This window comes from Tomitella biformata AHU 1821, from assembly GCF_000524475.1.
GTDB lineage: Bacteria > Actinomycetota > Actinomycetes > Mycobacteriales > Mycobacteriaceae > Tomitella > Tomitella biformata.
In genome coordinates this window covers 210827-232320 of the sequence record NZ_BAVQ01000070.1, presented here as the reverse complement: position 1 = coordinate 232320, position 21494 = coordinate 210827, and the positions used below count along the sequence as shown (strand labels likewise).

Genomic DNA, 21494 nt, shown 5'->3' with positions numbered 1-21494 from the left:
AAGCTCGAATCCCCATTAGGAACCGGACGGCAGCTCGAGGGTGGCCGCCGCGGCCTGCGGTGCCATGCCGTCCCGGACGACCAGTGCATCGGTGCGGGTCAACGCCGGGCCCGCGGGCAGAATACCGACGATGGACCAGGGCGCGGAGTCGCTCTCGGCCCCGATCCCCAACGTCTGGGCCGCCTCGGCGTTCGCGATGCCGTAGCGGACGCCGGTGTCAGAGACCAGGAAGCGCGGCTCCTGTCGACGATCCCCCACACGGATGTTTGCGGCCTTGCCTGGAGGCAGATAGAACTGGTCCACCGCCGCCCCCGGCCCATCCGCGCCCGCCATCAGGACGGGCCGGTCCCCCTCGGCCAGCGGCAGCCGTCGCCCGACCAGAATCGTCGTGTGCGGGGAAGTATCCTCGGCGTCCCTCGACCAGGTCAGGCAGGCGACGGTGTCGTCGCCACTGCCCCGGATCCGGGGAGCTGCCTCGGGGTGATCCGTGACCGGCAGCGGCTCCCTCGTGGTGGGCGCCTGCGCGATGGAGTCCGGCGACATCTCGCGCAGCATCGCACCGGAGCCGCTGTAGAGGATTAGGTCTGCAGTGGCGGCGCCCACCGGCTGAATGCCGTCGGCCAGAACCACGAAGTGTTTGCCCGCGTCCGCGCCCTTGATGTGCACCACATCGCCCACACGCGCCTCCCTGATGGGGAATCCGGGCCGCTCGCCCTGGCCGGGGACGGGCTGGGCGACGATGGGCCGCGCCTCGGGGACCGCGTTGATCAGCGCGGCTGTGACCCGCCGCGGTATCAGCCCGTCGAGCCCCATGGCCCGGCTCACCGCGTGGTCGTTGAGGTCGACCCGGGCCCGCTTGCCGTCGTACAGCAGATGCGTCTGGCCATCGTGTTCTGCCAGGAGCGCCTCAGACCCGGCCAACTGCCCGACGCCGTCGTCGAGATCCGTGGGGCCGGCGATGACGGTGGTCCCCACGATGCGGTCGCCCTCGACGCCCTCGCAGACTGTCCACGGCCCGGAAACTTGCTGTTCGCGTCCCGGAAGCTGTTGTGGCGCACCGGGGATCCCCACCATCGGACCGAGCGAAACGGCACGCAGTTTATCGTCGCCAACCACGTTGGGCGACGCGTCCGAGCCGGCGATCAGCCGCGCAGATGCCAGGTTCAGCACGGGGTGCATCAACTCGTCCACCCGGACGAACAATGCACCGCTGCCCTTGGCCAGCACAATCTGGCTGTCGCCGATGGTGGGCGCGGGCCTGAACAGCGCCAGCACGCCGAATCCCGCCAGCACCAAGACGCCGAGCACCAGGCCCACCGTCATCGACCGCGATTGCGAGCGCATCGGATCATGCAGCATCCGCACATCGCGGCGCACCAACGCATGCTCCATGCGTCGGATCATAAATCGGTAGCCGTTGACCTGTGGTTTGGTCGTCAATTGAGCCGGCATGGCACCCCCCTGCCTAGTTCCCCTCCCGGCACATTACCGTAAGCTCGCAGTGGCGGTCGTCACGTGGGGTGACGGCTGCGGGGCAAGAGATACCGGGGGGTATGGGGTGCTGACGACAACTGTTGCGGTGGAAATTCTGTGTATCGCGATCATCGCGGGAGCCATAGCTGTGGGCCTGCCGCTCAACGCGGCCATCTCACTCGGCGTGCTGGTCGTCGCGCTCTCCCTGGTTCGGGTCAAGGGCCGTAGGCCGTCCGGCCACCTCGTCGTGTGGGCCCAACATCTGTGGCGGCGTTGGAGTTTCCTCTCGATGCCCGCACTCGACGCTGCCTTCGATGGCGCGTCCGTGGGCGAGATCCCGCCGCCGAGCTCCGGGCCGAGGTACGCGCAGGGCCCGCGCCCCGGACGGGCACTGTCTGTGTCGGCTGCTACCGGATTCCGCTGGGATGGAACCACATTGGTCTGCGCGGCGCATGTCCGGCCGCGTGTGGTCACGGCTACGACGGTGTCCATTGGCCGCACAGACACCGCCGACCGGCTCCCCCTCCACGAGCTGTCCCCGCTACTGGCCCAGTTCGACATCCATCTGGCGGGCATCGACATCGTCTCGATCGGCTCCAGAGTCGCCAGCGGTGGCGTGACCGCGCAGGTCTACCGGCGGCTGATCGGCCCACTGCCGGCAATCTCCCAGCGCGAGACGCTCATCCTGGTCCGCCTAGATCCCGCGGCCTGCCCAGCCGCCGTTGCGCGGCGCGGCGGCGGCACTCTGGGCGCGGTGCGTACCGCGAAGGTGGCGACAGCGCGAATCATCCGGGAGCTCGACGGCGCGGGCTTCCACTGCGAGCTGCTGACGGCCCAGCAGCTCGACGCCTCCTGGACCCACCACACCGGGCTCGTGGACGGCACGAACCTAACGCCCTCCTGGGGTTCCGTCACAGCCCGCGACGGAGCCCCCGGGGGGAGGGTGGATGTGCACACCAGCTACACTGCCGCCACTCTCGCGCTCACGACGCCGGGCATCGCGCGGATCTGGGACGCCGCCGCAGACAACGCCGTCGTCTCGCTGCGACTGCGGCCCACGCCCCGGCCCGACGCCTGCCAACTGGGAATCCTCGTCCGATATGTGGCCGATCGCCCCGTCCGAGTACCGGAGTCGCTGGGTTTGCGCCCGCTGGATGGCCAACAGCTCGATGGCTTCTGCGCCACCTCGCCCCGGGGCGAGCCGCAGTTCGACCGGCTCTGCGATTTCCGCGAGGTCCATCCTGTCGCCTCGCCGGACCTCACCATCGCGACCACCGGCTGCGGTCAACTCATCGGCGGCGACAACGCCGGCAACGCGATCACCGCGGCCGTCTTCGGCCCAGGCATCCGCACCACCGAGGTGGTCGGCGAGGTGTATCTGGCCCGGCAGGTGGTGCTCCGCGCGATCGCGCTGGGCGCCCGGGTCCTGGTGCGCACCGACCGCCCCCGCGTCTGGCGACTGCTGGCCCACGAGATCGGCGAGCCCGCGCGGCTCTATATCGCGGGCGGCCCGGAGCTCTCACCGAGTCAGGCGCGGGAATTCGGGGTTGTGGTGCTGGACGGGCCCATCCCCAGCCCGGCGCTCTCGCCGGGGACCACGGTCCTCACGGTGCTCAGCACGGGCGACCCGATGCCGGACTCCCCGGACGTGCGGATTCGCCAAGACGAAGTCGACCGGGATCGGCTGATCCTCGAGATCGACGGGCGGCACATTCCGGTGTCCGTAGTGACCATCCCAGACGAGACGCGGTTGATCGGCCAGCCAGAGGGCTCGGTGCTGGCTCCCTAGCGGTTTGTCACAGCTGGGCCAGCTCGTCGAGCGCCGCGATTCCTCGAGCCACGCGGTCCCAGCCGCCGGGCGCGAATGTCACCCAGAGCTCGCCATCGGGCGCCCGGTGCGGGGTGGCGATGACGCGGCCAGTCTGCGCGTCGTAGACGACCATCGCCGCGGGGGTGCCGCTGGTCTGGCCCGCATTGTGGCTGATCGTCACGATCTCGGTGAAAGCCGTTGTGGTGGTGAGAACCTCGGCGATCAGCCCAGCCTGCGCCTCGCCGATGCCGGTGCCCACAAGCGCGTGGGCGCACGCGGTGAACCCCTCTGCAGCCCCAAGGCCCTCCTGCAATTCGCGCAGTCGCGCGCTGCAAGGGGTCAGGGCCACGGGCTCAAGCTCGCCGAGGAACGCGCGCAGGCTGGCAGTGCGCGACTCGGTGTGGCCGAGCGTCACCGCGGCATCCACACCAGCGGCGGACCGGGCCGCGTAGACCTTGCCGCCGCGGCGGCCGATGGCCAGGCAGAGCCGGTCCATGCCGCCGTCGCCGATCCGGCGGGCGGCGATCTCGTGGAGGGGCTTGCCAAGCACGTCCAACAACTCCTCGAGCCCGTCCGCCACGCGGCCAGCCGGATCGAGCAGCCCGCGCCGCAGGAGCTCCGCCCGGGCTTCGGCGATCGACGCCGTCCAAGACTCCACATCCGGGCTCTGGGGTCCGCGCCCGAGAACCACCGGCAGCTGCTCGACGCCCACGAGGTCTCCGCACAGGTGCAGCTCGTGCGGGCTCAGCGTGAACCCGGATTGGTCGGCCTCCGGCTGCACAAGTCCGGTCACCGCGATCACGTCGCGTCCGGGGTCGCGGCGGCCCCGCCGATCACCGCCGGCACCACCGTGCGGCCGTCCTCGAGCTGGTCGAAGCGGCGCAAATAGTCGGGGCTGTCATATTCGTCATCCGTGTTGGCCGCCGCGCTCCCGCCCGCGCCGCGCATGGGCGCGCCGCCCATCCGCGAGGAACCCGCGGCCCGCTCGGTCGCGCTAGTTCCCCCCGAGGCATTGGCCCCGCCCGCGCCGCCGGGACCGCTGAGCGAGCCTGCCATCGGCACTCCCAGCCGTAGCGCGCCAGGCCTGGCGGTCCCGGGAGTGCCCGTAGTGCCCCCAGTGCCCGCGCCGCCAGCGAATCCCGCCATCCCCGACATGGATCCGCCGCCGCCTGTCGCGGCGGGCAGCACCGGCTTGGCAGCCACGGCGCTCGACTGCGGCTGGGCTCCCCCCATGTCCAGGCCTGCGGCATGGGTGGCGATGGACACTGTCGCGCTCGTGCCGTGCGAGAGGATCTGCCCGCCGACGGGTCCCGCGTATTCCGTCAACGCAGTGGGCGCCTCCGCGGCCAATCCGGCGATGAAATCGGTGGCTATTCCCACCTGCTGCACCTCGGGGATCGCGATCGGCGGGGCGGGGCGGAACGGGATCAGCAGGCTGAGCAGGGTGGAGGCGGACTCGTAGCCCTCCATGGCGAGAGTGGCGCGGATGTCCATCTCCCGCTCGGCGGCCTCGTTCGCGGCGACAGCCGCGCCCAGGCCCGCGCCGGTCGACGCGGCGGCGACGGTGGTGGCGGCCATCGCGGCCTTGGTGATCGCGATCTCCGCCGGGCTCGGCATCACCACCGCCGAGGCGAGGTACGAGGCGGCGCCCGCGCCGGTGGTCCCGCTCATCCGACCGGCATGCTCGATGGTCTCGCCCATCCACACCCCAAAGTTGGCGAAGCTCGCCAGGGCCATATCGCCGGCCGGGCCGCGCCAGCCCGCGGCCAGGCCGGTGACGGTGCCGGCGAGGATCACCGAGGCCTCGGTCAACTGCGTGGCCAACGCGCCCCACGACGCGGAAGCCGCGCCCAGCGGCACCGGCCCCGGCCCCCCATAGAGTTCAATCGACATCCTCGTGGCCCCCCGCGGGAACCAGACCACCCCTGTGAAACCCATCATTTGCGCCCACCCCTAAATGAGACATCCCGGCCCGCGAAAAATAGCTGAGAACCACGACATATAGCGTCAATTTCAACTGTTGGACTACCTACAGAATGATGTCGAGGGCAGCCGAAGTGATAATTTCCTGTTGCAGATAAGCGGCGGCCTGCACGCGTAACAACTCTGCGGCGCGGCGCAATTCCCGGGCGCCGGTCTCAGCCGCGATATCGAAGCTGTCGGCCACCTGGTGCTGGTTGCGCGAGACTGATCGGGAGACTTCCTCCAGCGCAGCGGGCATTACGTGCACCGTCGGGCTGTGCGCGGCGCGGGAGATGCTGATCTGCTCCGCGATGCCGTCTAATTGCGCCGCGGCGGCGACAAGCGCGGCCGGGCTGACAAAAACAAAAGTGCCATTCCCCATAAAGATCTCCCCCAGGTGCCAATCCCACAGTGCAATCTCGACCGACCACGTGGCGTTAGCAACCCCTGCTACCCGGCCGGTCGAGATGTGCTCTTACCTGTCCCCCCAATGCGACGAAAAGAAATTACCACAGGAGGCGGATCCGCGTCTAACTTTTTTCGGTTTTTAGGGCCGCTGACCTTGCGAACAGGGGCGTAACACTAGGATTAACGAGTCCCAACCGTCGACGAGCCCGGCTGGAGCAGTACTTGATCACCATTCTCGGCGCGCACGCGCTCGCTGCCGCACTCGCGCCACTCCTCGTGCGCTGGCTCGGTCGCAACGCGTTCTATCTGCTCGCCCTAGTGCCCCTCGGGGGCCTCGTCTGGGCGATCACGGACTGGGACTCTGGGGCCCGCATCGACCGTGCGTGGGTGCCCGAACTGTCGATGAACTTCTCGTTCAGATACGACTCGCTGGCCCAAGTGCTGGTGGTCCTTGTGCTCGGCGTCGGGGCCCTGGTGCTGGTCTACTGCGCGCGGTACTTCAAGGACACAGAGCCGCGCCTCGGCCTGTTCGCCGCCCAGCTCACGGCGTTCGCGGGCGCGATGTTCGGCCTCGTGCTCAGCGACAACATGCTCCTACTCTATGTCTTCTGGGAGATCACCACGGTGCTCTCCTTCCTCCTCGTCGGCCACTATGCGGAGCGTGCCACCAGCCGCGACAGTGCCACCAAGGCCCTGCTGGTGACGACTGCGGGCGGGCTCGCCATGCTCGTCGGCATCATCGCCCTGGGCCAGCGCAGCGGCACCTACCTCCTGTCGGAGCTGGTCGCGGACCCGCCGACCGGCCTGCTGGCCAACGTCGCCGTCGTGCTGCTGCTCATCGGCGCGCTGAGCAAGTCCGCCATCGTGCCCTTCCACTTCTGGCTCCCCGGCGCCATGGCCGCGCCCACCCCCGTCAGCGCTTACCTGCACGCCGCGGCGATGGTCAAGGCCGGCATCTTCCTGGTGGCACGGCTGGCGCCAGGCTTCGCGGACGCGCCGACCTGGCGGCCGACGGTCATCACGCTCGGCCTGCTCACCCTGATCCTCGCCGGCTGGCGGGCGCTGCGGGAGCACGACCTCAAGCTAATCCTCGCGTTCGGCACCGTCAGCCAGCTGGGCTTCATGATGGTGCTCATCGGCATGGGCACGCGCGACGCCGCGCTCGCCGGGCTCGCGATCGTCGTGGCGCACGCGCTGTTCAAGTCCGCCTTGTTCATGATCGTCGGAGCGGTCGACCACACCACTGGCACCCGCGATATCCGGGAGCTCGCGGGGCTCGGCCGAAAATCGCCGGTGATGGCGATCATCGCCGTGGCCGCGGCGGCCAGCATGGCTGGCGCGCCCCCGTTCCTGGGCTTTGTCGGCAAGGAGGCCGCCTTCGCGGCGATGGAGGACAGCCCGGTGTTGGCGTGGGTGGTGCTCGGCGGTCTCGTCGTGGGCTCTACGTTCACCGTGGCGTACACGCTGCGGGTGCTCTCCGGCGCGTTCGCGGGCAAGGGCGTCCCGCCAAGCCCCGCCGTCGTCTCGATGCACAAGCCGGGCGTGCTGCTGCTGCTCGCGCCGGGCACTCTGGCCGCGTTGGGACTGGTCGCAGGCCTGATGCCGGGGACGATGGATCGCCTGCTGGTGCCGTACGCGGACACTGTCGGCCCCGCTTCCGACCATCCGGGTTACCTGTCGCTGTGGCACGGCTTCTCGCTGCCGCTATGGCTGACCGTCCTGGTGTTCGCCGCCGGCATCGCGTTGTTCTTCGCCCATGGCCGCGTGACCAAGGCGCATCTGCGCAATCCCCCGCTCGGCAACGCCGACCGCGTCTACGCCTGGGCGCTGCGCTCGGCGGACCGCATCTCGCTGCGGATGACCACCTCCACCCAACGCGGCTCGCTGCCCCTGACACAGGGCACCATCCTCGTCACACTCGTCCTGCTGCCGTCGGTCACGCTCTTGGTGTTGGGCCGCCCGCAGCTGGACCTGAAGCTGTGGGACGTGCCGTGGCAATTCGCGATCGGGCTGCTCATGGTGGTGCCCGCCCTGGCCGCCACGGTGCTGCGCAACCGCCTCGCCGCGGTGCTGATGATCGGCTTCACGGGCTACGGGATGGCGATGATCTTCGCCCTGCACGGTGCCCCGGACCTGGCTCTGACTCAGTTCCTCGTGGAGACCCTGCTGCTGGTGGTGTTCGTGCTGGTGCTGCGCAAGCTCCCGCCCGAGGCGGCCCCGCGAGTGGAGACGCACCGCGCGCTGGCCACGTTCCGGAGCATGCGCGTGGCGGTCTCCGTGCTGGTCGGCACCATGATCGCGCTGCTTGGCGCGTATGCGATCAACGCCCGCACCGCGGCCCCGATCTCCGCGCTTTTGCCCGAGGCCGCGTATGACCGCGGCGGCGGCAAGAACGTCGTCAACGTCCTACTGGTCGACATCCGCGCGTGGGACACGCTCGGCGAGGTGTCGGTGCTGCTGGTCGCGGCCACCGGCGTCGCGAGCCTGGTCTTCCGCCACCGCCGCTTCGGCGCGGCCCTGCGGGTGGCCGACGCACCGGACGAGCTGTACCGCAAAGACACGCGCGTGACCCGCCTGCGCGGGTCCGGTCTGACGGACACCATGGCCCGCTCCCTGGTGCTGGAGATGACGACGCGCCTGGTCTTCCCCACCGTCATGGTGCTCTCGCTGTATTTCTTCTTCACCGGCCACAACCATCCCGGCGGCGGCTTCGCTGGCGGCCTGACGGCGGGCCTGGCGCTGACGCTGCGTTACCTCGCGGGTGGGCGCTATGAGATCGGCGAGGCGCTGCCGGTGGACGCCGGGAAGCTGCTGGGCGTCGGCCTGCTGTTCTGCACGGGCACCGCGGTGGGGTCATTGCTGCTCGGCGCCCCGGTGCTGTCATCGGCGATCTTGGAGGTGACGCTGCCGCTGCTCGGCGAAATCAAGCTGGTCACGGCGCTGTTCTTCGACGTCGGCGTGTATCTGATCGTCGTCGGCGTGGTCTTGGACATCCTCCGCAGTCTCGGCGCGCGACTCGACTCGAAGACGGAGGTGAAGCTGCAGTGACCGCAGATTTCGGCCTGCTCATCGTCGTCGGCGTCCTCGTCGCCGCCGGCGTCTACCTGCTGATGGACCGCTCCATCCTGCGCATGCTGCTGGGGCTCATGCTCGCGGGCAACGGCATCAACCTGCTGATCCTCGTCGCCGGCGGTGCGGCCGGGACCGCGCCGATCATCGGCAGCAGCTCCAACGTCTACACGACGATGGCCGATCCCCTGGCCCAGGGCATGATCTTGACCGCGATCGTCATCTCGATGGGGCTGGCCGCGTTCGTGCTGGCCTTGGCCTACCGCGCGTTCACCGCCAGCAACACCGATGACGATATTGAGGACGATGAGGAAGACACCAGGTTGAGCCTGCGCACCGCCGCCGAGGACCCGGCGCTCGACCGTTCGAGCGATCCGCGCACCGGCGAGGCCACCAAGGCAGGCGACGTGTTCGGCCCCGAGAACGCCGGTGAGCGCTGATGGACGAGGCGAACATCATCGACACGCTCATCCCGCTGCCCGTGCTCCTGCCGTTCTTCGGCGCCGGCATCGCCATGGCGCTGGGCCGCTTCCGCCGCGCCCAGCAACTCGTCAGCATCGCGGTCCTCGCCGTCGGCGTCGTCGTGGCCGGCGCCCTGCTGGTGTTCGCGGACCGGCATGGGGCGCGCGCGCTGCAGGTCGGCGGCTGGGACACCCCGATCGGCATCACGCTGGTCTCCGACCGGCTGTCGGCCCTGATGCTGGTGATCGCGTCGATTGTGCTGCTCGCGGTCATGGTCTACTCCGTGGGCCAAGGTATCCGCGACGGCGACGAGCACCAGCCCGTCTCGATCTTCCAACCCGCCTACCTGGTCATGGCCGCGGGCGTGTCCAACGCGTTCCTGGCCGGCGACCTATTCAACCTGTATGTCGGCTTCGAGGTGCTCCTGGCCGCGAGCTTCGTGCTGCTGACCCTGGGCGCCAGCGCGGACCGCGTCAACGCGGGCGTCACCTACGTGATGGTCTCGATGTTGTCCTCGCTGGTGTTCCTCGCCGGCATCGCGTTCACCTACGCCGCGACAGGCACGTTGAACCTGGCGGACCTGGCGAACAAGCTCCAGGACGTGGACGTGGGGGTCCGCAGCGCCATCTTCGCGGTGCTGCTGGTGGCGTTCGGCATCAAGGCTGCGGTGTTCCCGCTGTATAACTGGCTGCCAGACTCCTACCCCACCGCACCCGCCCCGATCACCGCCGTGTTCGCGGGGCTGCTGACCAAGGTCGGCATCTACGCCATCATCCGCACGCACACGCTGATGTTCCCCGGCGGGGAGCTGAACACGGTGCTGATGGTCGCCGGCCTGCTCACGATGCTGTTCGGGATATTCGGCGCGATCGCGCAGTCCGACATCAAGCGGCTGTTCTCCTTCACCCTGGTCAGCCATATCGGCTACATGATCTTCGGCATCGCCCTATCCAGCTCCCTGGGCTTGACCGGCGCGATCTTCTACGTGGCGCACCACATCATCGTGCAGACGTCGCTGTTCCTGGTGGTCGGGCTGATGGAGCGCCAGGCCGGATCGGCGTCGCTGCTGCGCCTGGGCGGACTGGCTGCCGCGAGTCCGCTGCTGGCGCTGCTGTATCTGATACCGGCGCTGAACCTGGGCGGCATCCCGCCGTTCTCCGGGTTCATCGGCAAGATCACGCTGTTGCAAGCGGGCGCGGAGGACGGCTCAGCGCTCGCTTGGGTGCTGGTCGGCGGCGCGGTGATCACCAGCCTGCTCACGCTCTACGCCGTGACCCGCGTGTGGACAAAGGCCTTCTGGCGACCGCGCGATGACGCCCCCGATGGCGATATAGTCGCGGCCCGCCCGCAGGTGCTTCTCGACGACGTCGGCGACATCGCCCTGCAGGACCGCGAGGACGTCGGCCGGATGCCGGTGCTCATGGTCGGCGCGACGGTCGCCCTGGTGGCCGTGGGCCTGGCCATGACAGTCTTCGCCGGCCCCCTCGTCGGCTACAGCGAGCGGGCCGCCGACGGGCTGCTCGACCGCTCCGTCTACATCGACGCCGTGCTGGGCGACACTGGATTGGGGGGTGGGCAGTGACCAACTTCGTCGAGCGCCTCCGCATGCCGATGACACGCCGGGACGTCCTGATCCGGGTCTGGGCGATGGCGTGGCTGACGTTCGTCTGGGTGTTGCTGTGGGGACAGATCACCATCGCGAACATCGTCGGCGGCATCTTGGTGAGCCTCATCGTGCTGGTGCTCATGCCATTGCCGCCGGTCCCCGTCGAGGGCAAGCTCCACCTGCTCTCGGCACTGCGCCTGCTCGGCCGCATCCTGGTGGACCTCGCCAAGTCCAGCGTCGAGGTCGCCTGGCTGGCCTGCCGGCCAGGCTCCCCGCCGTTGACCGCCATCTTGAAGGTCAACGCGAAGGTGAAGTCCGACCTGGTGCTGGGCCTGCTGGTCGACGCGATCAACGTGGTCCCCGGCACCATTGTGCTGGAGGTCGATCGCACCAAGCGCGACCTCTACATCCACGTGCTCGACGTCGGCACCCCCGAGCGGATCGAGCGGTTCTACACGATGGTCGCGCACTTGCAGCACCTGTTCATCCGGGCCTTCGAGCGCGAGGAAGACTGGCAGCCACACGAGTACCCCAGCGACTCGTTCCACCACGGGGAGGAGACCCCCTGATGACCGTGACCATGACCATCGCCGGGATCTTCCTGGTGCTCGCCGCGCTGCTGTCGATGTTTCGGCTACTGCGCGGGCCCAGCACCCTCGACCGCCTGGTGGCCCTGGAGATGGTGGCGTCCGTGTCCCTGTCCGGCATGGCCGCGTGGGCCGCGTTCAGCCAGGAGTCCGCCGTCCTACCCGCGCTCGTCGCGCTGGCGCTGCTCGGCTTCATCGGCTCGATCAGCGTGCCCCGATTCCGGGTGCGTGACCGCGGATGAACACCTTCCTCGACATTGTCGCCAGCGCCCTGGTCCTGATCGGATCCTTGTTCGCGCTCACCGCGGCGATCGGCTTGGTCCGATTCCCAGACACCATCAGCCGCATGCACCCGTCCACCAAGACGCAGGTCTTCGGCCTGCTGCTGATCCTCATCGGCGCCGGCATCCGGCTGCGCGGCAACGTCGACATCGGCATGCTCGTGCTCGCCGGGCTGTTCACCTTCATCGTCTCGCCGGTGTTCGCGCACTTGGTGGGCCGCACGTCCTACCGTGAGCGCGGGCTGCGCGCGGACCTGGTGACGCGGGATGAGATGCCGCCGGAGGATGAAGACGACGACGACCTCTAGCGGTTCAACCTCTAGCGGTCTAGCTCGTGGACCAGTGAGTCCACGACCGCGCGCAAGTCTCCGCCCGTGGCCTTCGCGACCGCGCGCTGGCGTTGATACGACGCGCCCCGACGGGGGATCTCCGACACCTGGGAGAGCTCGCGGACGCACCCGAGTTCGGCGGCGATCGGCTCCAGGCGGTTCAGCAGCTCGTCAAGGTCGTCGGTGACGAGGCGCTCGGAGTTGTCGGCGCCCACGATCACCTCGGCGTCTAGGCCGTAGCGGGCGGCGCGCCACTTATTCTCCTGCACGTGCCAGGGCTGCAACGACGGCAGTGTCTCGCCCGCGTCGAGCCGGCGGTCCAGGTCCACCACGAGGCATTGGATGAGCGCGACGATCGACTCGAGCTCCGCCACGGTGGGGATGCCGTCGCACACCCGGATCTCGATGGTGCCCAGGTGCGGGGCGGGGCGGATGTCCCAGCGGATCTCGTTGAGGTGGTCGATGATGCCGGTGGCCATCTGGTCGCCGATGAAATTCTCGTACTCGGACCACTCGGCGAATTGGAAGGGGAGGCCGGCGGTGGGCAGCTGCTGGAACATCATCGCCCGGTTGCTGGCGTAGCCGGTGTCCTGGCCCGCCCAGATCGGCGAGGACGCGGACAGCGCCAGCAGGTGCGGATAGTGCAGCAGCAGCGCGTTGAGAATGGGGAACACCTTGTGCTCCGAGGAGATGCCCACGTGCACGTGCACGCCCCAGATGAGCATCTGCCGGCCCCACCACTGGGTGCGGGAGATCAGCTCGAGGTAGCGGTCGCCCTCGGTGAGCTGCTGCTCGTTCCACTGTGCGAAGGGATGTGCCCCCGCGGAGATCAGGTCGATGCCCAGCGGGTCCGCCGCCGCGCGCACCACGCGCAGGCTGCCGCTCAGGTCGTCCATCGCCTGGGGCACGGTCTCGCAGATGCCAGTGACCAGCTCGACAGTGTTCTTCAGCAGTTCTTTGTGCACGTGCGGGGTCACGCCGCCGAGCTGGCGCTGCACAGCCTCGAACAGCGGATCCGCATCGTTGCGCAGGTCTCGCGAGGCGCGGTCGACCAATGCGAGTTCCCACTCCACGCCAATAGTGGGACGTGGAGAGCCTGCGAAGGGAACTCGCATCGGCCTGTGACTACTTGTGCTCGATGACGCCGCACGCGATGCGGGACGACGCGTCCGCGTCCCCGCCGATGACCAGCGCGGTGCCGGGCGCGTTCGTCAGCTCGTCGACCTTGAAGCCGCCGCTGGTGGTCGTCAGCGTGCCGATGCCGTCGCCGTCGACCAGCAGGGTGGGCAGGTCGCCGGCCTTGGGCACGCCCGGGGTGCTGTTGGTCGGGTCGTTCAGCACGTCGCCGGCCGACGCGAAGTCGACTGCCGCGTCGCACACGCCGGCCGAGGTGACGGCCAGGCTGTGGAAACCGGGGGTCAGGCCGTTGACGGCCAGGGTGACAATGGTGCCCAGTCCGGAGCCCTGGAACTCCGCCGTGCCGACATTCGCGCCCGAGGCGCTCTTGAGCGTGGCGACAACCAGCGGCTCATCGACGAGGCCGATGTCCTGGGTGCTGGCGACCCCGCTGGCTGTGGGGGCCGGCGACGGGGTGAAGACGGGGGGCAGGGTGCCGATGCCGGGCGGCTGGTCGCTGGGCTCTTGATGCGCGCTGCACGAGGACAGGGCGATGGCCGCGATGACCGCAACCGGGACCACGGCCAGCAGTCGGCGACTCTGCCGCACGTGCTGTGAACTATTGCTCATGTGTCTACTCCTTCGAAGTTAATGGAGAGCATATCGAGGCGTCGGGCCAATAGCGCACGGCCGTCAGCACTGCGGCTAATTCGTGCCGTCGCCGGCGAGAATCACGATGAGGCCGGCAGGCGCGTCGGCGATGCCGTCGAAGCGGGGGGCGACGGTGAGACCCATGTCCTTGCCCAGCTTGTCCGCGGCGTCCTTCGCGCCGGACTCGGTCCCGTAGAAGACCGTGCTCTCCGAAATCTGCCCCTCGGCGTAGTTGCTGACGTCGGTGACAGTCCAGCCTCCGGCGCGCAGATGGTCGGCGGCCGTGGCGGCCAGGCCGTCGACCGTGCTGTTGTTGTAGATCCGCACCGGCACGCGCTGCAGGGCCGCCGAGTTGGCGGTGGTGCTCGCGCCCGTGGAGGTGGCGGTGCTTGCGGGCGTGCTCCCGGCGGGCGGCGCCGCGGTGGCGGCCGTGCTGTTGGCGGGCGAGGTGTTGGCGGGCGTGGTGGCGGGCGGAGCCGGGGTGGTCGTCGCGGCCACGGCCGTCTCGCTCCCGTCGCTGTCGGAATCGCTGAGGCCAAGCCAGCCGAGGCCGGCGAACACGATGGCGGCAGACAGCAGGACCATCGCTAGGGCACGGAGTGGCAATCCCGGGGATTCGGGCGAAGGTGTACTCACCGCTGAGAGTTTAGGTGACCTGGAACCCGAGCCGACGGGCCGCTCGCGCCTTTTGCCTGCTGGCACGCAAACGGCGCAGTCGCTTGACCAACAACGGGTCGGCGGCGAGGGCCTCGGGACGGTCCACCAAAGCGTTCAGGACCTGGTAATAGCGAGTGGCCGACATACTGAACATCTCCTTGATGGCCTCCTCCTTCGCGCCAGCGTACTTCCACCACTGGCGCTCGAAGGACAAGATGTCATGCTCACGTCGGCTCAGCCCGTCCGCACCCGTGACATGCACGTCCACCGCCGACTGATCGACCTGCGGCTCCTGGGCCTGAGACTTTCGCGCCGTTGCGCCGTCCATCGTGCTCCTCAACCACTGAATTACAACCCTGTAGTTCCCCGGGCCATTCAACCACGCCAGCGGCCCTAAAGCGCGGCGGTGGCAAGGCGCGTCGGAAGTCCGGGCGCCCGCCCACTATTCTCTTCAGTCATGGCAATCCTCCCTATCCGGATCGTGGGCGATCCGGTGCTGCATGAACCCACCAAGCCGGTCACCGGTGAGATCTCTGAAGTGGCACAGCTGATTCAAGACATGTACGACACCATGGATGCCGCGCACGGGGTTGGCCTGGCCGCGAACCAGGTCGGCGTGGCGCTGCGCATCTTCGTCTACGACTGCCCCGACGAGCGGCGCGACGGCATCAGCTCTGATGTCCGCCGCCGCGGCGTGGTGATCAACCCGGTCCTGGAGACCTCCGAGATCCCGCAGACCATGCCGGACGAGGACGACGACGTCGAGGGGTGCCTCTCAGTCCCCGGCGAGCAGTACCCGACGGGGCGCGCCGACTGGGCGAAGGTCACCGGTGTCGACGCCGAGGGCCAGCCCATCGAGATCGAGGGCCACGGCTTCTTCGCGCGCTGCCTGCAGCACGAGGTGGGCCACCTTGACGGCTTCCTCTACCTGGACTGCCTCATCGGCCGCAATAAGCGCGCCGCCAAGAAGATCGTCAAGCGGATGGGCTGGGGCGTCCCCGGCCTGGAATGGGTCCCCGGGGAGCAAGACGATCCTTTCGGCCATGACGACTAGATGAGCAACCCTCAGGTGGGCGCCCGCGTCGTGCTGCGGTATCGGCGGCCGGCGGGCTCGGTGCCCTCGCAAACCGACGTCATCGGCATCCTCGAGGTGCTGCGCCCCCACGTGGGAGTGCGCGGCGCCGACGGGACGCTGACGACGGTGGCCCCCGCGGACGTGATGGTGCTCAAGGCCATCCCGGCCAAGCCGGTGCGCACCTCGAGCATCCGCACGCTCGAGCATGCTCTGGCCCTCGCGGACCCGGCGACGGAATGCGAGTGGGTGGCGGGCTGGGTGGTGCGGGCTGGGGCCGCTGCGGTCCCCCTGGCTGACCCCTCGATGCCTGAGGGCGGCTACTTCCACGACCTGCTGGGCGAGCCCACGATGCGCGCGCTCACCGCCTGGTACGCCGCACGTGGGCTGGCCCTGCAGCTGCGGCTGCCGGACCGGCTGGCTCGACCTCCCGCTGGCTGGCACACGTTCGGGGAGCGGCTGGTTCTCACGATGGATCTGCCCGCAGACCTGCCCAGCCCCGAGCCCGCCCCGCTGGACCGGGTGCTGCTGTCTGCGGCGCCCGACGAGCCGGCCTGGGCCGTGCTCGAGCTGGGCAGCGATACTGGAGACGTGGATCCTGAAGAGTTGCGCCAGCGCATCGGGGCGCTACTTGGCGAGAGTGCCCGACGCGGCGCGGACCGGGCGGTGATCGAAGTGTCCTCGGCCCTAGAAGAGGCCGCGGCGCGCGGGTTGGGCTTCGGCGATCACCACCGGGTCCGGCACGTGCGGGTCGAGCTAACTCACTCGACCAGCAGCGACGCGTAGTCCGGGTTCTTCCCGACGAACGCCTGCACGTAGGTGCAGACGGGCTGAATACGCCAGCCGCGTTCGACCGCGGTGTCGAGCGTGTGCCTGACCAGCACCGCGGCCAGGCCACGATGCCAGTAGTCCTCCATCACCACGGTGTGCATCAACGCCACGACACAGCCCGCGCCCGCCCGGCCCGGGGTGCAGTCATCGCCCTCGACGGAGTACCCGATGATCCCGACCAGGTCGCCCTCCACCCACAGCTCGAAGCGGTCCTGCGCGGTGTTCTCGATTATCTGCAGCGATGGCGTGCCGACGCCGCCCGTCGTGGCTGCCTTGTTCACTGTCATCGCACCTCCTCCGCTCGATGGTGTCACTGTCCTGTGTAACACCGAATTCTAAGAGAATGGTCCTCATCCTCTCTTAGTTATCAGGCGTTCCGTGGCCGATCGGCTATTCCGGCACCAGCACCGTGATCGCCTCTGGCACGGCCGTCACAGTTACCGGCAGTGGTCCCACATATTCTCCGTCCGCATACGCGTTGATCCCGGGCGCGGAGATCTGCACGCTGGCCACGCGGTGCGTCTCCACCGCGTCGAGCTCGATGTGCGTGCCTTTGAACACCGTTGGGAACAGCCGCGCCAATCGCAGCCGGGAGACAAAGTTGATGATGGTGATGTCCACCAGTCCGTCCAGCGGGTCGGCGCCGGGACAAATTTGCATGCCGCCGCCGTAATACTGGGTGTTGCCGACGGCCGCGAGCACGACGGAGCGCTCGAGCACCTCGCCGCCTGCGAGGGTGAGGCGGAACTTCAGGGGCTTGAGGTTGAGGAACTCCGCGACGATCGCCAGGTTGTAGCGCATCCGCCCGTGCGGCCAGGTCATCCGGTTGGTCCGGTCGCTGACGAGGGAGTCGAAGCCCGTCGCCAGGACGGTCCCGAACCATTTCGCGGAGCCGTCGGCCATCTGCGCGTGGCCCAGATCCATCGTCTTGCCGTGGCCTGCCAAGATCACATCGGCAGCGGCCTCCGGATCGCCGGTGGGGACGCCGTGCTCGCGGGCGTGGTCGTTGCCGGTGCCTGCGGGCACTATGCCGAGCGGGATGCGGGTCTGGGCGAGGGCCTGCAGGGCGATCGAGATCAGCCCGTCACCGCCGACCGCCACAAACGCGTCGGGCCGCTCCGCCACTGCTGTGCGGGCCTGTGCGAGGGAGTCAGCCGCGTCGGCGCCGACGATCTCGGTGACCTCCGCGCCCTTCGCCCGCAATCGCGCGATCGCGCGGTCCGCGATGTGCCGGGCCTTGCCGTGCCCGGCCAGGGGATTCGTGAGCACCACGACGCGTGTCATGGGATGAGCTTGCCAGGGTTGAGGATGCCCGCGGGGTCAACCGTGTTCTTCACCGCCCGCAGGATGGTCGCGCCCAGATCACCGATCTCGCTCGCCATCCAGTCCTTATGGTCCGCGCCGACTGCGTGATGGTGCGTGATGGTGCCGCCGTTCCCGACGATCGCGTCCATCGCGGCCGTCTTCGCCTTGTCCCACTGCTCGAGCACATCGCCGCGTTGGCCGGCGACAACGGTGAAGTACAGCGACGCGCCCGTCGGGTAGACGTGCGAGATATGGCACATGACCAGGGCGGGGGTGCCAGTTTCGGCGAGTGTGTCAACCAGAGCGGTGGTGACGGCGGCCTTAAGGTGGTGCAGGTTGGCCCAGGTGGTGGCGGTCTCGAGCGTCTCGCACAGCGCGCCCGCGGCGAGGAGTCCGTCGCGCAGATAGGGCGCGCCGAAGCGGCCCTGCTCCCAGGCCTGGGCGGGCTCCGCGCCGAGCGAGCGGCCGCCGTGGGCCAGGAGAACCGCGCGGGTCTCGTCGTGGCGAGCCGCGGCGTGCTCGACGGTGCCCTCGAACGTGGTGATGGCCAGGCAGCCACCGGTGATCTGCTCCCCGCCAATCTTGTCCGTGGTGGCGAGGTTGACGCCGGTCTCCATCTCGTCGGACAGCCGCATCACGGTGGGTCCGGCGCCCTGCTGCTCGACGGCGCGCAGCGCGGTGGCGCCGGCGGCGAAGTCCTCGAACGTCCACGCCTCGTAGTGGGTGGCCTCGGCGACGGCGTGCACGTGCAGGCGCACCGAGGTGATCACGCCCAGGGTGCCCTCGGAGCCGGCGAACAGCTCCCGCAGGTCCGGGCCGGCGGCGGAGGCTGGAGCCCGCCCGAGGTCTAGGAGGCCGACCGGGGTAATCACGCGGAGGCCGGCGATCATGTCGTCAAAGCGGCCGTAGCCGGCGGATGCCTGCCCGGACGACCGGGTGGCCGCGAAGCCGCCGATGGTGGCGAACTGGAAGCTCTGCGGGAAGTGGCCCAGCGAGAAGCCGTGCTCGCCGAGGAGCCGCTCCGCCTCGGGGCCGGTGACGCCCGCGCCCAGCACGGCCTCGCCGGAGATCACGTCGATGGACTCGAGCCGGTCGAAGCGGCGCAGGTCGAGGGAGATCACGGCCTGGAACTGGCCACGAATGGGGTCGACGCCGCCGACGACACTGGTGCCGCCGCCGAACGGGACCACCGCGATGGCGTGCTCGGCGCAGTAGCGCAGAATCTCCGCGACCTCGTCCTCCGTGCCAGGGAGCACCACGGCGTCGGGCGCATCCTGCTCGCCGGTGTCCTTGCGGCGCAACAGGTCCGGAGTGGATTTGCCGCCAGCGCGCGGGAGCCGGTCACCGTCGAGGACGCTCACGTACGCGGCGCCGACGAGCACGGCGAGGGCGTCGAGGTCCCTTTCGGAGATCGCGGAGGGGCGCAGCCGAACCTCGGCGGCCGTGAGTTGCGGGGCCTCGTCGGCCTCGACGCCCAGCGCCTGCTTCAGGAGCCCCTTGAGGCCCTCGCTCAGCGGCTTGGCGGCGGCGGGGTCCCCCCAGGCGTCCCACTTCATGGGCGGAAGGTCCAGCGTGTGATCAGTCATGCGTTACAGTATTACATATGCTGGAACTCCGTAACGATGAATTGACCGAGGCGGATCCCCTAGAGTCCGCGATCCTCGACGCCGCCGCCAGCTGCGTGCTCGACCTCGGCCCGGACCGGATGACCATCGCGGAGATCGCCCGGCGCGCGAACCTGAGCCGGCCCACCATCTATCGCCGCTGGCCCAGCGTGGAGGCGATCGCGGTGGCCCTCCTGACCCGCGAGATCCTCACCGTCGCCGGCCGAGCCCCGTGGCAGGGCGATAACCGCGAGGCCCTCGTGGCGCGCGCCGTCGCCGTGGCGGACCTCGTCGGCCGCAGCCCGGTGTTCGAGGAGCTGCTGCTGGCGTCCCCGCAGATGTTCATGACCTACACCTTCCAGCGCCTCGGCACCAGCCAGCGCGCGCTGATCGACGTCATAGCCGGGGCCCTCGAGCTCGGCCAGGCCGGTGGCTCCATCCGCGCCGGGGACCCGCGCCAGCTCGCGGCCATGGTCCTGCTGACTGTGCAGTCCACCATCCAATCCGCCCGCATGGTGGAGCCCATCCTCGACGCCGCAGCCCTACGCGCCGAGCTCACCCATCTGCTGAACGGATACCTCCGACCATGAACGCACCAGCCGTGAACACTTCTCTGAACGCCGCCCGCCGCACCGCCGACCTCGCCGCATTGGCCGATGCCGGCTCCGTGGATCTGCTGGTGATCGGCGGCGGCATCACCGGCGCGGGCATCGCACTCGACGCGGCCGCGCGCGGGCTCTCGGTCGCCCTGGTGGAATCCCGCGACCTGGCCTTCGGCACCAGCCGCTGGAGCTCGAAGCTGGTGCACGGCGGCCTGCGCTACCTGGCCACAGGCAACGTCGGTATCGCGCGCCGCAGCGCGATGGAGCGCGGGATCCTCATGACCCGCACCGCCCCGCACCTGACAACCGCGCTGCCGCAACTAGTTCCGCTGCTGCCCTCGATGAGCCCCTTCGCCCGGGTCCTCGTGCGCGCCGGCTTTTTCGCCGGCGACGTGCTGCGGATCACCGCGCGGACCCCGTCGTCCGTCCTGCCCCGCAGCCACCATGTTTCCGCTCAGGCCACGATCGAGTTGTCCCCCACCGTCGCCCGCGCCGGACTCAAGGGCGGCTACGTGAACTACGACGGACAGCTGATCGACGATGCCCGCCTCGTCGTCGCCGTCGCCCGCACCGCGGCAGGGCTCGGCGCGCGCATCCTGACCCGGGTGGCCGCCAGCGACGTCACCGGCGAGCAGGCCACGCTCACCGACACTGTGACCGGCGCGGCCTTCCAGCTGCGCGCGAAGGCCGTCGTCAACGCCGCCGGAGTGTGGGCCGGCGAGGTCGACGAGTCCATCAAGCTCCGCCCCAGCCGCGGCACGCACCTGGTGTTCGACGCCGCCGCCTTCGGCAACCCCACCGCCTCGCTCACCGTCCCCATCCCGGGCGAGACGAACCGCTTCATCTTCGTCATGCCGGAACAGCTCGGCCGGGTCTACTTGGGCCTGACCGACGAGGACGCGCCCGGCCCCATCCCCGACGTCCCTGAGCCCACCGAGCCGGAAATCGACTTCCTCCTCGACACCATCAACACGGCCCTGGACCGGCAGGTGACCCGCGCGGACATCACCGGCTCCTACGCCGGGCTGCGGCCGCTGATCGACAACGGCGAGGGCCGCACCTCCGACCTCTCGCGCGATCACGCCGTCCTCGAGTCCCCCAGCGGCATCGTCAGCGTGGTCGGCGGCAAGCTCACCGAATACCGGCATATGGCGGAGGACACCGTCGACCGGGCGCTTAAGCTGCGCGGGCTCACCGCACGCCCATGCACGACGCGCAACCTGCCGCTGGTGGGCGCCTCCGGTCCGGTCGCGGGGCCCGAGTCGCTGATCGCGCGGTTCGGCGGGGAGTCCGCCGCTGTTCTTTCCGAAGCCACCTGCCTGAACCCCCTGGAGCCGCTGGTCGAGGGCCTGGACGTGACCCGGGCCGAGGTGGAGTTCTCCATCGCGCACGAGGGCGCCCTGGACGCCGACGACATCCTGGACCGGCGCACGCGCATTGGGCTCGTCGCGGCAGACCGGGAGCGGGCGCTGGACGCAGTGGAGGCGTTCTTCTGACCTGACCGCCTGCCCCCGCTATCCGCCGCGGCTTTCCCGATTCGCCGCGATTGCAATCACGGCGGCGCGGTGAAGCTGAGGCGTCTGGCGAAAGACCTCGCCTCGCTGACGCACCTTGACCTCGCTGACGTTGCAACCGGGGCGAGGACAAGGTGCGGGGGCCAGGCCGAGGA

21 protein-coding genes and 1 pseudogene are annotated in these 21494 nt (G+C 69.3%); 11 read left to right on the top strand and 11 right to left on the bottom strand.

What is annotated here, in order from left to right; translation table 11 throughout:
- Positions 1 to 15: 15 nt before the first annotated feature.
- Positions 16 to 1452 (bottom strand): type VII secretion protein EccB, encoded by a 1437-nt coding sequence (eccB, locus tag TBIF_RS16345; protein WP_024795845.1) that lies wholly within the window; start codon positions 1450 to 1452, stop codon positions 16 to 18.
- Here eccB and eccE point away from each other — a divergent pair.
- Positions 1451 to 3262 (top strand): type VII secretion protein EccE, encoded by a 1812-nt coding sequence (gene eccE / locus TBIF_RS16340; protein ID WP_084611739.1) that lies wholly within the window; start codon positions 1451 to 1453, stop codon positions 3260 to 3262. The two genes, eccB and eccE, sit on opposite strands and share 2 nt — an antisense overlap.
- A 7-nt stretch (positions 3263 to 3269) precedes the next feature.
- Here the strand turns inward: eccE and TBIF_RS16335 are convergent, their stop codons facing one another.
- The 3 genes from TBIF_RS16335 to TBIF_RS16325 form a co-directional block, all read right to left on the bottom strand.
- A complete protein-coding gene (locus TBIF_RS16335; protein WP_158506353.1) occupies positions 3270 to 4076 on the bottom strand; it encodes an ESX secretion-associated protein EspG in 807 nt (268 codons plus the stop codon).
- A 5-nt stretch (positions 4077 to 4081) separates the two neighbouring features.
- Positions 4082 to 5221, bottom strand: a complete 1140-nt coding sequence (locus tag TBIF_RS16330) for a PPE domain-containing protein (RefSeq protein ID WP_439654237.1) — start codon at positions 5219 to 5221, stop codon at positions 4082 to 4084.
- A gap of 91 nt (positions 5222 to 5312) precedes the next feature.
- The gene (locus tag TBIF_RS16325) at positions 5313 to 5627 is read right to left on the bottom strand and encodes a PE family protein (RefSeq protein WP_024795841.1); all 315 of its coding nucleotides are present in this window, start codon (positions 5625 to 5627) and stop codon (positions 5313 to 5315) included.
- Positions 5628 to 5875: 248 nt separating this feature from the next.
- Here TBIF_RS16325 and TBIF_RS16320 point away from each other — a divergent pair, with 248 nt between their 5' ends.
- The 6 genes and pseudogenes from TBIF_RS16320 to mnhG all read left to right on the top strand — a co-directional run bounded on the left by TBIF_RS16320 (position 5876) and on the right by mnhG (position 11966).
- Positions 5876 to 8701 carry a Na+/H+ antiporter subunit A gene (locus TBIF_RS16320; protein WP_024795840.1) on the top strand — a complete coding sequence of 942 codons (2826 nt, stop codon included), beginning with the start codon at positions 5876 to 5878 and terminating at the stop codon, positions 8699 to 8701.
- A pseudogene (locus tag TBIF_RS16315) lies at positions 8698 to 9135 on the top strand (Na(+)/H(+) antiporter subunit C); the annotation flags it as partial. The gene TBIF_RS16320 and the pseudogene TBIF_RS16315, both read left to right, overlap by 4 nt.
- 26 nt (positions 9136 to 9161) lie before the next feature.
- Positions 9162 to 10766: a Na+/H+ antiporter subunit D gene (locus TBIF_RS16310; RefSeq protein ID WP_024795838.1), complete on the top strand. Its 1605-nt coding sequence runs from the start codon at positions 9162 to 9164 to the stop codon at positions 10764 to 10766.
- Positions 10763 to 11359 (top strand): Na+/H+ antiporter subunit E, encoded by a 597-nt coding sequence (locus tag TBIF_RS16305; protein ID WP_235174801.1) that lies wholly within the window; start codon positions 10763 to 10765, stop codon positions 11357 to 11359. Before TBIF_RS16310 ends, TBIF_RS16305 begins: the two co-directional genes overlap by 4 nt.
- Entirely contained in the window at positions 11359 to 11619 is a 261-nt protein-coding gene (locus tag TBIF_RS16300; protein ID WP_024795836.1) for a monovalent cation/H+ antiporter complex subunit F, read from the top strand. The genes TBIF_RS16305 and TBIF_RS16300 overlap by 1 nt, the downstream gene beginning before the upstream one ends.
- The gene (gene mnhG / locus TBIF_RS16295; RefSeq protein WP_024795835.1) at positions 11616 to 11966 is read left to right on the top strand and encodes a monovalent cation/H(+) antiporter subunit G; all 351 of its coding nucleotides are present in this window, start codon (positions 11616 to 11618) and stop codon (positions 11964 to 11966) included. Before TBIF_RS16300 ends, mnhG begins: the two co-directional genes overlap by 4 nt.
- A gap of 11 nt (positions 11967 to 11977) precedes the next feature.
- On the opposite strand, the gene TBIF_RS16290 is transcribed toward mnhG, so the two are convergent.
- The 4 genes from TBIF_RS16290 to napA all read right to left on the bottom strand — a co-directional run bounded on the left by TBIF_RS16290 (position 11978) and on the right by napA (position 14739).
- A complete protein-coding gene (locus TBIF_RS16290; protein WP_024795834.1) occupies positions 11978 to 13102 on the bottom strand; it encodes a glutamate--cysteine ligase in 1125 nt (374 codons plus the stop codon).
- Between the two features lie 10 nt (positions 13103 to 13112).
- Complete coding sequence (locus TBIF_RS16285) at positions 13113 to 13733, bottom strand: superoxide dismutase family protein (protein WP_024795833.1); 621 nt, start codon at positions 13731 to 13733, stop codon at positions 13113 to 13115.
- 75 nt (positions 13734 to 13808) lie between these two features.
- Positions 13809 to 14390 (bottom strand): LytR C-terminal domain-containing protein, encoded by a 582-nt coding sequence (locus TBIF_RS16280; RefSeq protein WP_024795832.1) that lies wholly within the window; start codon positions 14388 to 14390, stop codon positions 13809 to 13811.
- A 10-nt stretch (positions 14391 to 14400) separates the two neighbouring features.
- Positions 14401 to 14739, bottom strand: coding sequence for a nucleoid-associated protein NapA (gene napA / locus TBIF_RS16275; protein WP_024795831.1), 339 nt, complete (start codon positions 14737 to 14739; stop codon positions 14401 to 14403).
- A gap of 129 nt (positions 14740 to 14868) precedes the next feature.
- Between napA and TBIF_RS16270 the strand changes: the two genes are divergently transcribed.
- Together TBIF_RS16270 and TBIF_RS16265 are read left to right on the top strand one after the other, a co-directional pair.
- Positions 14869 to 15465 (top strand): peptide deformylase, encoded by a 597-nt coding sequence (locus TBIF_RS16270; RefSeq protein WP_024795830.1) that lies wholly within the window; start codon positions 14869 to 14871, stop codon positions 15463 to 15465.
- Positions 15466 to 16269 carry a GNAT family N-acetyltransferase, cg3035/Rv0428c family gene (locus TBIF_RS16265; RefSeq protein ID WP_024795829.1) on the top strand — a complete coding sequence of 268 codons (804 nt, stop codon included), beginning with the start codon at positions 15466 to 15468 and terminating at the stop codon, positions 16267 to 16269. It begins immediately after the preceding gene.
- On the opposite strand, the gene TBIF_RS16260 is transcribed toward TBIF_RS16265, so the two are convergent.
- From TBIF_RS16260 to TBIF_RS16250, 3 genes are all read right to left on the bottom strand, one after another.
- Positions 16245 to 16601 (bottom strand): GNAT family N-acetyltransferase, encoded by a 357-nt coding sequence (locus tag TBIF_RS16260; protein WP_024795828.1) that lies wholly within the window; start codon positions 16599 to 16601, stop codon positions 16245 to 16247. The genes TBIF_RS16265 and TBIF_RS16260 overlap by 25 nt on opposite strands.
- Before the next feature lie 103 nt (positions 16602 to 16704).
- Positions 16705 to 17598, bottom strand: a complete 894-nt coding sequence (locus TBIF_RS16255) for a diacylglycerol kinase (RefSeq protein ID WP_024795827.1) — start codon at positions 17596 to 17598, stop codon at positions 16705 to 16707.
- Positions 17595 to 19175, bottom strand: a complete 1581-nt coding sequence (locus TBIF_RS16250) for an FAD-binding oxidoreductase (RefSeq protein ID WP_024795826.1) — start codon at positions 19173 to 19175, stop codon at positions 17595 to 17597. Before TBIF_RS16250 ends, TBIF_RS16255 begins: the two co-directional genes overlap by 4 nt.
- A 47-nt stretch (positions 19176 to 19222) precedes the next feature.
- On the opposite strand from TBIF_RS16250, the gene TBIF_RS16245 reads away from it, so the two are divergent.
- Positions 19223 to 19813 (top strand): TetR/AcrR family transcriptional regulator, encoded by a 591-nt coding sequence (locus tag TBIF_RS16245; protein ID WP_024795825.1) that lies wholly within the window; start codon positions 19223 to 19225, stop codon positions 19811 to 19813.
- Positions 19810 to 21321, top strand: coding sequence for a glycerol-3-phosphate dehydrogenase/oxidase (locus TBIF_RS16240; RefSeq protein ID WP_038171538.1), 1512 nt, complete (start codon positions 19810 to 19812; stop codon positions 21319 to 21321). The genes TBIF_RS16245 and TBIF_RS16240 overlap by 4 nt, the downstream gene beginning before the upstream one ends.
- Positions 21322 to 21494 lie beyond the last annotated feature (173 nt).